The 14,775-nt window shown below is 56.9% G+C and carries 15 protein-coding genes; 2 read left to right on the top strand and 13 right to left on the bottom strand.

What is annotated here, in order from left to right:
• Positions 1 to 141 precede the first annotated feature (141 nt).
• From FE702_RS03870 to FE702_RS03905, 8 genes are all read right to left on the bottom strand, one after another.
• Positions 142 to 1,227 (bottom strand): hypothetical protein, encoded by a 1,086-nt coding sequence (locus FE702_RS03870; protein ID WP_147124958.1) that lies wholly within the window; start codon positions 1,225 to 1,227, stop codon positions 142 to 144.
• 77 nt (positions 1,228 to 1,304) lie between these two features.
• The gene (gene phoB / locus FE702_RS03875) at positions 1,305 to 1,988 is read right to left on the bottom strand and encodes a phosphate regulon transcriptional regulator PhoB (RefSeq protein WP_147124959.1); all 684 of its coding nucleotides are present in this window, start codon (positions 1,986 to 1,988) and stop codon (positions 1,305 to 1,307) included.
• 11 nt (positions 1,989 to 1,999) lie between these two features.
• Positions 2,000 to 2,710 (bottom strand): phosphate signaling complex protein PhoU, encoded by a 711-nt coding sequence (gene phoU, locus FE702_RS03880; RefSeq protein ID WP_147124960.1) that lies wholly within the window; start codon positions 2,708 to 2,710, stop codon positions 2,000 to 2,002.
• Between the two features lie 3 nt (positions 2,711 to 2,713).
• On the bottom strand, positions 2,714 to 3,514 hold the full coding sequence (gene pstB, locus FE702_RS03885) for a phosphate ABC transporter ATP-binding protein PstB (protein ID WP_147124961.1): 801 nt from the start codon (positions 3,512 to 3,514) through the stop codon (positions 2,714 to 2,716).
• Positions 3,515 to 3,530: 16 nt separating this feature from the next.
• Positions 3,531 to 4,859: a phosphate ABC transporter permease PstA gene (pstA, locus tag FE702_RS03890; protein ID WP_147124962.1), complete on the bottom strand. Its 1,329-nt coding sequence runs from the start codon at positions 4,857 to 4,859 to the stop codon at positions 3,531 to 3,533.
• Entirely contained in the window at positions 4,856 to 6,328 is a 1,473-nt protein-coding gene (pstC, locus tag FE702_RS03895) for a phosphate ABC transporter permease subunit PstC (RefSeq protein WP_147124963.1), read from the bottom strand. The genes pstA and pstC overlap by 4 nt, the downstream gene beginning before the upstream one ends.
• Before the next feature lie 104 nt (positions 6,329 to 6,432).
• Positions 6,433 to 7,470, bottom strand: coding sequence for a substrate-binding domain-containing protein (locus FE702_RS03900; RefSeq protein WP_147124964.1), 1,038 nt, complete (start codon positions 7,468 to 7,470; stop codon positions 6,433 to 6,435).
• A gap of 155 nt (positions 7,471 to 7,625) precedes the next feature.
• The gene (locus tag FE702_RS03905; RefSeq protein ID WP_255449578.1) at positions 7,626 to 8,636 is read right to left on the bottom strand and encodes a sensor histidine kinase; all 1,011 of its coding nucleotides are present in this window, start codon (positions 8,634 to 8,636) and stop codon (positions 7,626 to 7,628) included.
• 131 nt (positions 8,637 to 8,767) lie between these two features.
• Here FE702_RS03905 and FE702_RS03910 point away from each other — a divergent pair, with 131 nt between their 5' ends.
• Positions 8,768 to 9,145, top strand: a complete 378-nt coding sequence (locus FE702_RS03910; protein ID WP_147124966.1) for a hypothetical protein — start codon at positions 8,768 to 8,770, stop codon at positions 9,143 to 9,145.
• A 6-nt stretch (positions 9,146 to 9,151) separates the two neighbouring features.
• On the opposite strand, the gene FE702_RS03915 is transcribed toward FE702_RS03910, so the two are convergent.
• Genes FE702_RS03915 through FE702_RS03930 form a run of 4 tightly spaced genes read right to left on the bottom strand, consistent with a single transcriptional unit; the run spans position 9,152 to position 12,371 of the window.
• Positions 9,152 to 10,330, bottom strand: coding sequence for a trans-sulfuration enzyme family protein (locus tag FE702_RS03915; protein ID WP_147124967.1), 1,179 nt, complete (start codon positions 10,328 to 10,330; stop codon positions 9,152 to 9,154).
• On the bottom strand, positions 10,327 to 10,854 hold the full coding sequence (locus FE702_RS03920) for a gamma carbonic anhydrase family protein (RefSeq protein WP_147124968.1): 528 nt from the start codon (positions 10,852 to 10,854) through the stop codon (positions 10,327 to 10,329). The genes FE702_RS03915 and FE702_RS03920 overlap by 4 nt, the downstream gene beginning before the upstream one ends.
• A complete protein-coding gene (gene gmk / locus FE702_RS03925) occupies positions 10,851 to 11,489 on the bottom strand; it encodes a guanylate kinase (protein ID WP_147124969.1) in 639 nt (212 codons plus the stop codon). Before gmk ends, FE702_RS03920 begins: the two co-directional genes overlap by 4 nt.
• 3 nt (positions 11,490 to 11,492) lie before the next feature.
• Positions 11,493 to 12,371: a YicC/YloC family endoribonuclease gene (locus FE702_RS03930; protein WP_255449579.1), complete on the bottom strand. Its 879-nt coding sequence runs from the start codon at positions 12,369 to 12,371 to the stop codon at positions 11,493 to 11,495.
• 225 nt (positions 12,372 to 12,596) lie between these two features.
• Between FE702_RS03930 and FE702_RS03935 the strand changes: the two genes are divergently transcribed.
• Positions 12,597 to 13,283 carry a PAS domain-containing protein gene (locus FE702_RS03935; RefSeq protein WP_147124971.1) on the top strand — a complete coding sequence of 229 codons (687 nt, stop codon included), beginning with the start codon at positions 12,597 to 12,599 and terminating at the stop codon, positions 13,281 to 13,283.
• Positions 13,284 to 13,378: 95 nt separating this feature from the next.
• Here FE702_RS03935 and FE702_RS03940 read toward each other — a convergent pair whose 3' ends face one another.
• Positions 13,379 to 14,746, bottom strand: coding sequence for a class II 3-deoxy-7-phosphoheptulonate synthase (locus tag FE702_RS03940; RefSeq protein WP_147124972.1), 1,368 nt, complete (start codon positions 14,744 to 14,746; stop codon positions 13,379 to 13,381).
• Positions 14,747 to 14,775: the final 29 nt, after the last annotated feature.

Here is a 14,775-nt window from a genome sequence, read left to right on the forward strand (position 1 = left end):
GCGCCATCGTCAGTGTGGCACGCACATCGCTTTGGACATGGGATCAACGAGATGGGCGGCGAGTGCGCCTGCAATGCCTATTTCGGATACTACTTACTTTACATAATTCTAGTTATTAGACTTACCGTAGCATCCAGAGCGTCAATCACCCTCTACTTCGATCTTTGGCTGCGCCGGGCATTGGAACGGTGTTGGACTGCCTGAGGCGATCGCTTGGTTGCTGATCTCGAAAACTGGCACGGTCGCCCCGCCGGTCCATGAACTGTAAAGATCAGCAATCTTCTGTGCGTCCTCGGCGTTGCCGAATGTGCCATCGGCACAGCCCGTCAAAAAATAGATACCGACCAAAAAATCATTGTCGGCAATGTCTTGCGATGAGTACTTGTCCCAGTTCCGCAGCACGAATTCGTTCTCAGGCCATCCGGTGAAGCTGAGATTTACCTTTTGCCGGACGCTGACCCAGGTATCAAAATCGGCCTTCGACAAGGAACAGACGCGCGATCCGGCAAGGTCTGGACGAACCTGAAGCAGATCACCAAAGTCTTTCATGTATGCCGTGGATTTCTCATCCGTCGTTGCACCTTCGTCAAACGTGCACGGCCCAAAGTGGCTAAGGCCTGCGACGACCGGGTTCAAAGACGCGCCACATCCCTGCTCCGGCCGTGATCCGGTGTCACCGTCCAACGGAAACATACACCCAAGGTTGTTACTGATATTCATGTAAGCGTTGCTGAAGATCAGGCCGTAGTGCTTGTTGTCGCCTTCGCGGCAGACCACCTCGTCGGTGTTGGTCGCCGTGCTGTTCAACAGCGTATCCGTGCGGAGGTACGTCCAGGACGACGCATCTGACAGGGTCAGTGGTTCGCCCGGTTTTCGATTGGACCCGCACCACGGCAGATAGATCTCGGTTCCACCGAATTTCTTCACCTTACCGGTCATGAGATCGCCGCAAGTTGCATCCGGCGCAGGATCAAGCGTGTTCAGGAATTTCAGGTCAAGAAAGATGCCTTTGGCGGATGGATTTGGCTTAGGCCCGTGGATCGTATGGACAATAACACCAGCGTCCTCAGGCATGGTTCCATCTGCATTCAATGGGCTCTTTGTCATGAATTGCGTGTTGAGGACCTGCGCTGTCGACTGGCAAAGCTGCTCTGACGGCGCGAACGCATCGCTTGCCACTGGTGCCAAAACCAACATCGCTGCAATTGAATATCCAAGAACGCGCATAACCACCTCCGCCGCGATAAACTGCAATGTAGGCTACAGCGATCATTCAGGCGGTAATATGCCCGCGCGCACAGGTACTAGCCCAAAGCGTACCCTGCCCCGCGCACCGTGCGCACAGGATCGTCGCCGCCGTGCCGACACAGTGCTTTGCGAAGCCGTCCGATATGAACGTCCACGGTCCGTGTATCGACATAGATGTCGCGGCCCCAAACACGGTCGAGAAGTTGTTCACGGCTCCAGACGCGGCCCGGCTTTTCCATAAAGGTTGTCAGCAAACGGAACTCCGTTGGACCCAGCTTGACCTCATTTTCCGCGCGCGAGACGCGGTGATTTTCTGTGTCGAGAATGATGTCTTGGAATTCCAGACGCGATCCAACGGTTCCGGGCCGCGCGCGGCGCAACTGTGTGCGAACACGCGCCATAAGTTCGAGCACGGAATACGGCTTGGTCACATAGTCATCCGCACCGGTTTCAAGTCCACGTACCTTGTCTACCTCTTCCGAGCGGGCAGACAGCATGATGACGGGGACAAGCCGCGTATCCTTGCGCATCTTGATCTGGCGGCAGATTTCGATGCCGCTGACCGATGGCAGCATCCAATCAAGCAGGATAACGTCTGGCGCTTCTTCATCGATCAGGACCAAGGCCTCTTCGCCGTCACCGGCCTGCACGACGCGAAACCCCTCAGCCTCAAGGTTGTAGGCCAGTATCGCACGTTGAGCAGGCTCATCTTCTACAACAAGAACAGAGGGTTGTGTCATTTACCTAAACCTCACGCTTGGGGATTATGGCGTGACGTGTTGTCCATTTTGGGCCGCGACTCATCCGGGTTTTCGCCGGTCGCCATATAAATGACCTGCTCTGCGACGTTCGTCACATGGTCACCCATACGCTCGATGTTCTTCGCGATGAAATGCAGATGCATACAGGCCGTAATGTTGCGCGGATCTTCCATCATGTAGGTCAGGAATTCGCGGAAAAGAGCGTTGTACATCTGGTCAACGCTTTGGTCCCGGTCACGCACATCATACGCCAAGTCTGCATCGCGCGAGATGTAGGAATCCAGCACATCGACCAGCATCATTTCCACCTCTTTCGCCATCCGACGCAGCGCCTGATCCGACCCATTGATGGGGCTCATCTCGGCCAGAACGCTGGTCCGTTTGGCAAGGTTTTTGCTATAGTCGCCAATGCGTTCGAGGTTGGAGCTAATGCGCATGACTGTCAGAATGGTGCGCAGATCGGTGCTCATCGGTTGGCGCAACGCGATAATGCGCGCAGCCTCTTCGTTGATCTGCTCTTCCAACGCGTCAATCGCCTTGTCCCGCTTGCGCACGGTGTCGGCCAGTTCCACGTCGCGGGTGGCTAGCGCCTTAGCGCTATCAAGGATGGCCTCTTCGACCAGGCCACCCATTTTCATGATCGTGGCATGCAACGACTCCAGATCGCGGTCAAAGGCGGATGCAATGTGTTGATCGTTCATGACTTAACCAATCCGGCCTGTGATATAGCTTTCGGTGCGTTCGTCTTGCGGGTTTGTGAAGATCTGCCCCGTTTCACCAAACTCAACCAATGTCCCAAGGTGGAAGAAGGCTGTCTTTTGGCTCACGCGTGCGGCCTGTTGCATTGAGTGTGTGACGATCACGACCGAATAGTTTTGCCGCAACTCGTCGATGAGCTCTTCAACCTGCGCTGTCGCAATGGGATCCAACGCCGAACAGGGTTCATCCATCAACAGGACTTCAGGTTCTGTTGCGACCGCCCGCGCGATGCACAAACGCTGTTGCTGACCGCCTGACAACCCGGTGCCCGGCGCATTCAGCCGGTCTTTTACTTCATCCCAGATGGCACCCCGACGCAGCGATTTCTCTACGATCTCGTCCAAATCAGCCTTGGACTTGGCCAGCCCGTGAATACGCGGACCGTAGGCGATATTGTCATAGATCGACTTTGGGAATGGGTTCGGCTTTTGAAACACCATGCCAACCTTGGCCCTGAGTTGGACAGGGTCGACCTTTTTGTCATAGATATTTTCGTTGTCGATCAGGATATCGCCGGTCACCCGGGCGACATCAATCGTGTCGTTCATCCGGTTGATGCAGCGAAGAAAAGTGGACTTCCCGCAGCCGGATGGTCCGATAAACGCCGTGACCGTTTTATGGTCAATGTCGACATCCACATCCTTGATGGCATGGGTGACACCATAGTGGACGTTTACACCACGAGCGGCGATTTTGGCTTCTTTTGATTGCACTTTACGGTCCACGAGTTGTTGGTCGTCTAGCATAGTCTTGGTCCCCTGCTTACCAGCGGCGCTCAAAGCGACGGCGCAGGATGATTGCGATGATGTTCATGGCGAGAAGGAACACAAGCAAGATGATGATACCGCCCCAGGCCTTTTCGGTGAATACTGGATCCGAACGCGCGGCCCAGTTGTAGATTTGTGCTGGCATGGCCGAGTTCGGACCTTCGAGCCCGCCAAGGAACGTATCCGGGTAGCGCGCCACGAAGCCAACCATGCCGATCAGCAACAAGGGCGCCGTTTCGCCAAGGGCCTGAGCCAGACCGATGATGGTGCCGGTCAGGATACCGGGGGCCGCAAGTGGCAACACGTGGTGGAAAACCGACTGCATTTTGGACGCCCCGACCCCAAGCGCGGCATCACGGATCGACGGTGGCACGGCCTTGAGGGATGCCCGTGTCGAAATGATGATCGTCGGCAATGTCATCAGCGTCAGCACCAGACCACCCACCAACGGAGCTGACTGCGGCAGATGCATGAACTGGATGAACACAGCCAGACCGAGGATACCAAACACGATGGACGGCACCGCCGCGAGGTTCGAGATGTTGACCTCGATGAAGTCGGTGAAGCGGTTCTTGGGCGCGAATTCTTCGAGATAGATTGATGCCGCTACACCTATCGGCAACGCGAGGAACAAAACCACGATCATCATGAAGAAAGAGCCAAGGACCGAGGCCCCGATCCCTGCCCCACCCGGGTTATCCACGCCTGTGTCCACCCCAGTGATGAAATTCCAGTCGAACACCTGCTTCAGCAATCCAGCCTCACGCATTGCATCGGCTACATCAAAGTCTTCGGGCTGGATAAAGCGGTTGTCTGGACCAATATCCTCGCGCTTCAGCGATCCTTTCAGGTACCGGTCAATGCGCGAGGCCGCAGCGAGGTCAAAAGTGACCACCTCACCAATTTGATCGGGGTTTTCACGATAATAGGCGCGGATTGTGCCGCCTACCTTGCCCAGAAGACGCTCCAGCGCCTTGCCTTCAAAGTTGGCATCGATACCTGCTGCCATCATTTGCGATGAAAGCGCGGTGACAAACAGCTTCTCGTATTCCTTGGTCTTAAAGAGCGTGCCTTCGGCGGCATCGAACTCTTCCTGTGTCACAGTCATATCGACCTGCACGATGGCCCGCTGAAACGCAGGAAGCCCGTTTGAAAGGATCGCCCAAAGCAAAACGATCAGCGCCAGAACACCGACGAGGATCGCGGCAATACCATAGGCCTTGAACCGGGCTTCTTTTGCGTTTCGGCGGCGCGTGCGCGCATCCTGTTCCAGCAAAGACCCAGAATGCTTTGACGTCTGCGGCTGTGCGGATGCGTCGGTCATTCGTACTGCTCCCGGTATTTGCGGACGATGTAGAGGGCAAAGACATTCAGCCCCAGAGTGATGACAAAGAGCGTCATGCCCAAAGCAAAGGCCACCAGCGCCTCAGGGCTGGCAAAGTCGCTGTCACCCGTGAGCTGTGACACGATCTTTGCGGTGACGGTCGTCATCGCATCAAACGGGTTCATCGACAGTCGGGCCGCGGCCCCTGCCCCGAGTACGACGATCATGGTTTCACCAATGGCGCGGGACGCAGCCAACAGGATCGCACCAACGATGCCCGGCAATGCGGCAGGCAGAACAACCTGTTTGATCGTCTCGGATTTCGTGGCACCCAGCCCCAGCGAGCCATCGCGCATGGCCTGCGGAACCGCGTTGATAATGTCGTCCGATAGCGACGATACAAACGGGATCAGCATGATCCCCATGACCAGACCCGCGGTCATGACGGCTGTACCGCCCGCCATCCAGTTCACACCGAAATGCCCGTTCTGTCCAAAGAAGGACACAAGGAACGGCCCCACAGTCAGAAGCGCAAACAGACCGTAGACGATCGTGGGAATACCGGCGAGGACCTCAAGCAGGGGTTTCGCAATCGACCGGACGGCAGGGCTGGCGTACTCGGACAGATAGATTGCCGACAACAGCCCGATTGGTACAGCCACCAAGAGTGCGATCAACGAAATGTAGAACGTCCCCCACAGCAGCGGAAGAATACCAAGCTCGGAGCCGCCGCCAAAGCTGGGCGACCAGGTCAACGAAAAGAAGAATTCGCTGGCTGGATATATTCGGAAAAACTCGACCGTGTTGAAGATCAGCGAGAACAGGATCCCAACGGTTGTGAGAATGGCAATCGAGGCTGCCCCGATCAGAAGGTAAAGGATGACCCGCTCGACCGTGTTGCGCGCGCGGAAATCCTTTTGCGTCATTGAATAGGCATAGCCCAACCCTGCAAGAGCTAGGGCAACAACCAAAACGGTGCGCCAGAAATACCAACTTGCGTTGGTTTCGCGCAAAAGCTGCGCTGCCGTCAGTACTGTCACGCTGATGTCTGATCCCAACGCAACGCCCACATCGCCTAGCCGTTCGCGCACCTCTGTCAGGTTCGTATCTGAGGTGGTCGCATAACTTGGCTCGATGACGCCTTGTGCTACAGCAAGGTCAAGGCCGTCAGCTACACGTCGCACATCAGACATCACGAGGCCGATGGTTGACCCTTCGCTGACCGCTTCGGCAGGGATCGACGCCTGAACCCGTGCGCCAACAACCAAAGGCTGGGCCACCATCCAAAGCATGAGCAAGATCAGGGATGGTATTAGCACAAAAAGCGCCGCGTTGGCGCCGTAGTAAACCGGAAGGGAATGAAGATTGCGGATGTCACCGCCAGCAGAGCTTAGCGCTCGACCTCGCCCGAGAACATAGCTGACCAAGGCAATCCCAAGTACCAGCAATAATAGCCAAAAAGCGGACATGTGGCAGCGTCCCCAAGTGTGAGTTTGGCGTCTCTAAACAGACTTACGACTGAAAAAGCAAATGTGAAGACGGCGCATGACGCGCCGTCTTCGACTTGCGTCGATTACATCGATGCGCCCATGACTTGCTCTTCAGCAATCATACCTTGGGTGCCGGCCAGCTCTGGATCAGACACCAGACCATAAGCGGCCAATGGGCCGTCAGGGCCAGCGATTTCGTCAGCCGTGAAGAACTGAGCGTATTCTTTCAGGCCTGGGATAACCCCGATGTGGGCCTTCTTGATGTAGAAGAACAACGGACGCGACACTGGGTACTCACCCGACGCGATGGTTTCGGTCGAAGGTGCAACACCCGACATGGTCGCGACTTTCAGCTTGTCGGTGTTGTTCTCGTAGAACGACAAACCAAACACGCCGATACCGTTGGTGTTGGCGTCGATACGCGCCAGCGTCTCGGTGTAGTCACCGTCGATGTCGACCGACTTGCCGTCTGTACGAACTGCGAGGCACGCGTCCTCTGCATCATCTTCTGACATGCCCGCGGCCATCATGGCTTCAAAAGCGCCAGTGGCTTCACAGCCCGCTGCGATCACCTTTTCTTCGAACACTTCGCGTGTGCCGTGCTTGGTGCCTGGGATGAAGGCCAGGATGTCAGCGGCTGGCAGGTCGGCGTTGAAGTCGGACCATTGCTGGTGCGGGTTGTCGACCAGTTCACCGTCAACCATGACCTTTGGGCCAAGCGCGTTGAAGATGTCCGATGGAGTGAACGCAGTGAAGGCCGGGCCGTTGGTTTGCGACGCAAATACGATGCCGTCATAGCCGATGCGAACTTCGATGATGTCGGTCACACCGTTTTCGGCACAAGCTGCGATTTCTTTTTCACGGATGGCACGGGATGCGTTTGCGATGTCGATGGTGTTTGCACCAACACCTTCGCAGAACCGCTTGAGGCCAGCAGACGAACCGCCCGATTCCACAACCGGTGTTGGGAAATCAGTATTTTCACCGAAGGCTTCAGCAACGATCGACGCGTATGGCAGAACGGTCGACGAACCTGCGATCTGGACGTTGTCACGGGCCGAAGCGGCACCAGCGACAGCAGCGATTGCAACAGCCGAAGCGGTCAGTTTCATGAAAGACATGTGTGGAAGCTCCTGTTTCCTGTCAGTGGGAGATTGCTCTCCTATCCCCCTCGTTGGGCCATCTACGCAGCGCACGCGATGCTTTTGTGACAGTTACGTAACAGTTATATGACAGCGCCGACTTTTGCTGTGGATAACGGCGACAAGCCTTATTTTTATAGCCGAGGCAGGATCACCGAGAAGGTGCTACCCTCACCCGGGACACTGGAAATCCGGAGCCGTCCCCGATGTCGGCCGATGATATGTTTCACAATCGCAAGTCCAAGGCCTGTGCCGCCTTCGGCACGAGACCGATGTGTATCGACTCGGTAAAAGCGCTCGGTGAGACGTGGGACATGATGCGGTGCGATGCCATCCCCATCGTCCTCGACGTCAACCACCACGGCGGGCCCTCTGACGAAAGCCTCTCGCTCTGGCAGGGAAACACTCAGGCGGACATGACGATTGCCGTACTTGACCGCATTTTCAAGAAGATTGCGAAACACCTGCCCGAGTTGATCGCGATCGCCGGTGACCAAAACAGGCTCTTCAGGCAGCACGAATTCCAGCGTCACGGACTTGGTGTCGACCAATCCAGACAGCACGGGGCGAAGTTCGTTCAAGACGGCGATCAGATCCGTTGTGACATCCGGCTTGAGGCGCGCCTCTGACTCAACCCGACTCAGAGACAACAAGTCTTCGACCAGCCGCGTCATACGGGCGGCTTCCGTTTCCATCATCTTGAGGAACGTGTCTCTGGCTGCGGCATCATTGGCCGCAGGACCGCGCAGAGTTTCGATGAACCCTGTCATTGCTGTGAGCGGGCTTCTCAGTTCATGGCTGACATTGGCAACGAAATCCCTGCGCATTTCGCCCAAGCCCTCTTCGTGGCTCAGGTCTTCCAACGTGACAACGACACCCACGCTTACCGGGCTTTCCAAAGGTCGAAAGGACGCGCGATAGATGTTGTCATTGGCAATCGTCGGATTGCGGTAGCGCACGTCATCGCAATCGCCGTTGTTCATGGCCCGCTCCAGCGCGGTCACCAATTGTGGCTGCCTAAGGACCGCAGTGTAATGAAGGCCCGTGATGTCGCGATTGAACACCCTATTGGCACTGCGATTGGCCACCAAAATGCGCTCCGAGCGGCCAACCAAAAGGCTGGGCTGCGGAAACGCGTTTATCACTGCCTTTAGGATACTACTGCGATCCATGTGTCAAAAACTCAACGTAAGGTTGATTGTCGCGGAGGACGGGTTAGGCTTTACCGCTTGGGTAAAAGTTATATAGGATGTGACAGACAGATGGAGCGACCACAATGGGTGCGCAAAAAGGACAGATCAGACACCTGTTTGCGCCTCGCGATGGCGCAGAAAAGGTGCTGTTTGTCGGAGACGTCACCCAATTGCTGACTGCGCATCCTGATTTACCCACCGGGCCAGAGGCGATTTACGCATCATTCGACGACCTCGGCGCGGAATTGATAGACATTTCCAACCCCGATGTGGTGATCAGCCCGCTCATGGGTCCTGCCTTTGACGCGATAGAATTGGCAGAACAACTCGATATCCTCGGGTTCGAAGGTCGCTATGTCGTCATCGCGCCGCAACTGCCCCGCCCCGACATCATCCAACGCGACATCATGAGTGCCGCGCCGGGTGTCGAGATCGAGCTGCGCATCACGCGCCCGAATTAAGACATCTCAGGCTTGCGTAGCGGTCTTTGCCGCTGAAACGAGTGTTTCAATCAGCATGTCCGTCGGCTCGACGCCGACAGACACGCGAAAGAACGTTTCGCCCATACCAAGGGTTTGCCTTGCTTCGACGGTCAGCGCCCGGTGAGACGATGAAGCAGGATGCGAAATGGTCGTCGCAACATCCCCCAAGGTCGGTGCAAACGCCAATGGAGCTGCCGCCTGGGCAAAGGCGTTCGACACCTCGCGCGAATTGCCTTTCAGTTGAAACGATACCATGTTGCCGGCGTGTTCGCCCAATAGCGTGCGCGCGCGATTATGGTCGGGATGGGATGGATCGCCCGGGTAAATCACCCGCTCAATAGTGCCGCTGTCTTTTAAAGCCTCAGCAATGGCCGCTGCCGATCTCTGGGCCTGCGCAAAGCGTAAATCAAACGTCAGCATGCCACGCTCTGCGGTCCAGCAACTCCATGGACAGGCAGTGAAACCCCAGGTTGTTGCGATGACGTATAGTCGCTCGGCATCCTCAGCGTCCGCCGCCGCAACATACCCCAAGAGCGCGTCTGAATGCCCGGCCAGCAGCTTGGTCACGGAATGCACCACAAAATCCGCACCAGCGGTGAGCGGCTGATAGGCGCGAGGGGTGGTAAACGTGTTGTCGACAATCACCTTGATGCCACGCGACTTCGCAAGCGCGATGATACCTTCCATGTCGGCAACCCGAAGTGTCGGGTTCGATACGACTTCGACCAGGATGACCCTGGTATTGGGCCGGATGGCCTGCTCCAGCGCTGCGAGGTCTGTCGGATCAAACAGGCTGGTTTCCATCCCGAGCCTTGGCAATTCCTCGTTCATCATGCGTAACGAGCGACCGTAAAGCTGATTGCCGCCCAGCACATGATCACCAGCCTTTGCCGCGGTCAAAACCGCGATGACCACGGCCGCCATGCCTGATGACACGACGATGCCGTTGCGCGCATCTTCCATGTTGTCGATCATCTTGGCCAATGACGATGCGTTCGGGTGCCCCTCGCGGGAATAGGTAAAACCAGTCGCCTGCCCTTCATACAGGGCATCAAGCGCGTCGGGGGTTTCTGTTGTATAGACCACCGCCGGCTGAATCGGCGACACCAGTGGGCGCGCCGCCGAGGTCGGCACGGTCGGACGAAGAACAGGTTTTTGGGTCATAGCGGTGTCATCTCGCTCCGAAAGCGGCGCATGTTTTCTTGATAGTGCAACGCCGAGGCGCGCAGTCCTTGGATGACCTGATCACTCAACTCTTTCGCAACCTTGCCCGGAGCCCCAAGCACCATTGATCCGTCTGGAATTTCCTTGCCTTCGGTCACCAGCGCCCCTGCTCCGATCAAACAATTCTTGCCGATTTTGGCACCATTCAGAACAGTGGCTCCCATGCCGATAAGGGTGTTTTCGCCAAGGGTGCAGCCGTGCAGCATTGCCTTGTGCCCAATGGTGCATCCCGCGCCTATGGTCAGTGGAAAGCCAATATCGGTGTGCAACACGCAGTTTTCCTGGATGTTGGAGCCGGCCCCGACGGTGATGGGTTCGTTATCACCGCGCAGCGTGCAGCCGAACCAAATCGACACCGCATCCTGCACGATCACGTTGCCGATCACGTTGGCGTCCGGAGCGATCCAGTAGTCTTCCCCTGCGGGCAGTGTCGGGCGCACATCGCCCAAGGCATAGAGTGTCATTCCTGCTCCTCGAATTCGGCCTGCAAGGCGCGGGCATGGTTTTGGAGATCCGGTTGTTGGACCCGCGCCATGCGCACGGCTTCGACAATCGTTTTCAACTTGCGATCCGTTTCGTCCAGATCGTCATTCACCAGCACAAAGTCATATTCAGACCACCGGCTGATTTCATCCCAGCTTTTGCGCATGCGTTTGGCAATGACGGTGTCATCGTCCTGGCCCCGCGTTTCCAACCTGCGACGCAGCTCGTTGATCGACGGCGGCAGGATGAAGATGCTCGTAACATAAGGCCCAAGGACCGAGTTCTTGATCTGTTGCGCGCCCTGCCAGTCAATATCAAACAGCACGTCACAGCCATCATCGATCGCAGCTTGAACAGGGCCCAGCGGTGATCCGTAAAAATTGCCAAAGACATGCGCGTGTTCGAGCATCTCGTTGTCGGCCACCATGCGTTTGAAATCGGCTTCATCGGTGAAGTGATAATCCTGCCCGTCCACCTCACCGTCACGCGGTTTGCGTGTTGTGGCCGAAACCGAAAACCGGATCGTCGGGTCCCACGCCCGCAGACGCTTGGCCAAGGTGGATTTTCCGGCACCCGAAGGCGAAGACAGGATGATCAGCAGGCCGCGGCGCGCCATGGGTTACTCCACATTCTGGATTTGCTCGCGCATCTGGTCGATGCGAACTTTCAGATCGACGCCAATCGACGTCAGCTCTTTGGTTCCCGATTTGGAACACAGCGTGTTGGCTTCGCGATTGAACTCCTGAGCCAGGAAATCCAGCTTGCGGCCAACGGGCTCTCGTTTTTGCAAGAGATCTGAGGCCGCCGTCACATGCGCACGCAACCGGTCGATTTCTTCCATGACGTCGGATTTGATCATGATCTGCGCCAATTCCTGTGCAAGGCGGTCGGGATCTATCTCGCGCTGATCCGCCATCAACCGCTTTAGCCCTGCTTCGAACTGCGCCTTTTGCGCGGCCTCGCGGTCCGGCAAATGCGCCTGTGCTGAGGCGACAAGACCGGATATCACGGCAAGGTGGTCTGTCAGGATTGCGCTGAGTGCAGCGCCTTCCTGCGCACGCATGGCGACAAAATCAGCAATCAAATGCGGGATATCGGCCTTCACGGCAGCGGCCAGTTCCGGCCCACCATCATCGGGTGTACCGCCTTCGAGTACACCGCGCATGGTCAAAACATCTGCCGCCTTCGTCGGAGCCAGCGCATGACCGGCAGTTTGCGCCATATCTTCGATCCGGGCCAAAGCCGACATGACCTGAGCCACGGCCGCTTCATCCAGTTTCAGCGCCTCTGCCCCGTCGGAGCGTGTCACGCGCAGCGACACCTGAAGCGTCCCACGTCCCACCTGTCCCTTCAAGGCGGCCTTGAAGGCAGGCTCAATCCCTTCGATCCAATCTGGTGCGCGCAGCCGCAGGTCCAATCCCTTACCGTTGACGCCGCGCACCTCCCATGTCCACGAAAACGCCCCATGTGATCCGGCGCGCGTGGCATAAGCGGTCATGGATTTGAGCATATGAGTGACCTTCCCCGTCCAGTTCCGCAGCGATAGCGCGCATATGACCGACGCTCAACCCATGTCGGAACCTGCCGTCCGGTGCGAGGGCGACCCAAGGCCTGTTTACTATTTTGTTCAAAATTCGTCCCAATTTTAAGGATTTCGTGACACTTAAACAGGAGGTTAAGGTGCCAATTTGGCGCGTTTTTCAGGTAACTTCGGGTGTGCAGAATGAACCAAGACGATCAGTCGGATAAAACTATGGGCCAATATCGAAATAGCGGACGGTTCGAAGGGATCGCAGCTGTCGAAGCCTATTGGCAGGCCCTGCGCGGAAACCGAACGGTGCCACTGCGCTCTGATGTCGATCCGCGCGGCATTGAAACCGCTTTGGACTTTGCATTCATCGTCGAACGCACATGCGCAGGCGTCATTCGGTTTCGTCTTGCCGGGTCGCAACTGTCGGAACTGATGGGCATGGATGTCCGGGGCATGCCACTGACCAGTCTGTTTACCGCTGAAAGCCGGAGCGAAGTTTCTCGCGCATTTGAAGCCGTGTTTTCAGGCCCGGAAATCCTTGAAATCGGGGTGGTTAGCCCCGCAGGTGCGCAGCGCGAGATGCTTTTTGGTCAGATGATGCTGTTGCCTCTCAAAAGCGATCTTGGCGACATCAGCCGTGCTTTAGGCTGTTTCCCGACACGCGGAAAAATGGGACGCGCGCCCAGGCGTTTTGAATTGGCCGCAGCACCCAAGAGAATTCCGTTGGGGGGCATCATGCCAACCCGGCGCGCGCCGGCCCAAATCAAAGAAACATCTTTGATCGGCATGGCAGAACAACATGCGCGGTTCGCCCCCGCACCAAGGATGCGGCCTTTTGAACGGCCCTATCTACGCTTGGTCGAAGACGATGAGAGGTAACACCGGGCGTTGGCCTTGCGCATCCTGAGTGGAAGACGTTTAACGACAAAAGGCCGCCCAAAATGGACGGCCTTTCAGATGTTTAGGCGATTTGGTTAAACCGCTGCCGCCTGACGCGACGATGCTGTTGTGCCCAGTTCTTCTGCAACAAGGAACGCGAGTTCCAGCGCCTGGCTTGCATTCAAACGTGGGTCGCAGGCTGTGTGGTAACGACTTCCCAGATCTTCGTCCGTGACTGCACGGACACCGCCGGTGCATTCCGTCACATCCTTGCCGGTCATCTCAAAATGTACACCGCCTGGGATCGTGCCTTCGGCGCGGTGGATTGCGAAGAATTCCTGAACTTCGCGGAGCACGCTTTCGAATGGACGGGTCTTATAGCCCGAGGCCGATTTGATCGTGTTCCCGTGCATCGGATCACAGGACCAGACAACGTTTGCTCCCTCTTGCTGCACCGTCTTGATCAGGCGTGGCAGGTGATCTGCAACCTGCCCCGCGCCAAAGCGCGCGATCAGGGTCAGACGCCCGGCTTCGTTTTCAGGGTTCAGCTTGTTCATCAGAACCTTGAGATCATCCGCCGTCGTCGTCGGACCACATTTCAATCCGATTGGGTTTTGAACGCCCCGGCAGAATTCAACATGCGCACCGTCAGGCTGACGCGTGCGGTCGCCGATCCAGATCATGTGACCCGACCCGGCAAGCCATTTGCCCGACGTGCTGTCAACGCGCGTCAGCGCCTCTTCGTATTCCAAGAGCAGCGCTTCGTGGCTTGTGTAGAAGTCAACCGACGATAGCTCGTGGTTCTTTTCAGAGGTCAGCCCAGCCGTTTCCATGAAATCCAACGCGTCGGAAATACGCTCGGCCATGGCACGGTATTTCTGCGCCTCGTCCTTTTCGGTAAAGCCGAGCGTCCATGCGTGAACCTGATGGATGTTGGCAAACCCACCCTTCGAGAACGCGCGCAGCAGGTTCAGCGTCGCAGCGGCCTGCGTGTAGGCTTTGAGCATCTTTTCCGGGTTCGGGATGCGGGCCTCTGGCGTGAAGTCCAAATCGTTGATGATGTCGCCACGGTAGCTGGGCAACTCAACGCCATCTTTCACCTCGGTCGGAGCCGAACGTGGTTTGGCGAACTGACCTGCCATGCGGCCCACTTTGACCACTGGCACCTTGGCCCCGTAGGTCAGGACCATAGCCATCTGCAACATGACTTTGAACGTATCGCGGATCAGATCGGCACCGAATTCGCCAAAGCTCTCGGCGCAGTCACCCCCTTGCAGAAGGAATGCCTCACCGCGTGAAACGGCAGCCAGTTCGTCACGCAAGGTTCGTGCTTCGCCCGCAAAGACGAGCGGTGGATACTGCGCCAGTTGGGCTTCTGCAGCGGCCAACGCGTCCATATCCAGATACTCTGGCATCTGAACCCGGGGCTTATTGCGCCAGTCAGATTTGTGCCACTCAGTCATTGCTATCGTGTCCTATCAAGTTGCGCCTT

It is taken from the genome of Shimia ponticola (genome assembly GCF_007995215.1).
GTDB classification, from domain to species: domain Bacteria; phylum Pseudomonadota; class Alphaproteobacteria; order Rhodobacterales; family Rhodobacteraceae; genus Shimia_B; species Shimia_B ponticola.